The organism is Pseudomonas sp. 43(2021) (genome assembly GCF_017490805.1).
In the GTDB taxonomy this organism is placed as follows: domain Bacteria; phylum Pseudomonadota; class Gammaproteobacteria; order Pseudomonadales; family Pseudomonadaceae; genus Aquipseudomonas.
The window spans coordinates 1-834 of the sequence record NZ_JAFGYJ010000095.1 but is presented as its reverse complement, the minus strand read 5'-3'; the positions used below and the strand labels follow the sequence as shown (position 1 = coordinate 834).

The window sequence follows — 834 nt, the reverse complement described above, 5'->3', positions numbered from 1 at the left end:
GACCCGCCAGCGCCGCGATGCCGAGGCCGATGGCCAAGCGCCGCAGACTCGACGCAGTGTCTTGCCACAACAGGTATTCACCGGTGCGGCTGTCGGCGTTGAAGGCCAGGCGTTTTACCGCGTCGCTCATCTGCACGGCGCTGGGCAGCAGTTTGTCGTTGGGGTTGTCCGCCAGGCGCTCGGCCGAGCCTGTGAAGTAGGCGAACAGCACCAGCGCGAACGGCAGGATCACCAGCAACAGGCGACTCGGGCGATCGGGGTGGCGATTGATCAGGCGCATGGCCAAATCCTCCGTGGCTTACAGCTTGGCATCGGCGGCCATCTGCACGTAGGTCGGATCGAAACGCAGCTTGAGGTTGGCGGTGTCGCCGCTGGTCACGCCGTTGGCGAAAGACATGCCCACCGCGCTCGGGTCCTTCGCGCCTTCGCCGAGCAGGCCGTGCTCGAAGGAGAACTCGGCGACCTTGCGCATGGTGTCCGGCAGTTGTTTGCTGGTGGCGAAATTCAGCGCTTCGCTCGGCGTGGCGAACAGTTTTGTGGTGTCCAGTTGCGCCTGGAAGCCTGCCAGATCGGTGCCAGAGGCCTTGGCCATGTGTTCCAGCGCAGCTTTGCTCGCGGCGGTTTTCGCGTTCATCAAAGCGACCACTTCGAACCACGCGCCGGTCAGCGCTTTGCCCAGGGCCGGGTTGTCTGTGAGGGTGGCGCTGTCGACCAGCATCATGTCCAGGATCTGGCCGGGAATCTGGCTGGAATTGAACACGTCGGTGACGCCGGGTTTGGCGGTGATATCCGAGAGCATCGGGTTCCAGGTGGTCACGGCGTCGACGTCGTCGG

2 pseudogenes are annotated in these 834 nt (G+C 64.1%); both read right to left on the bottom strand.

The features are described from left to right. Positions 1–280, bottom strand: a pseudogene (locus J5M71_RS26075) (ABC transporter permease); the annotation flags it as partial. Positions 281–298: 18 nt separating this feature from the next. Further along, positions 299–834, bottom strand: a pseudogene (locus tag J5M71_RS26070) (lipid kinase); the annotation flags it as partial.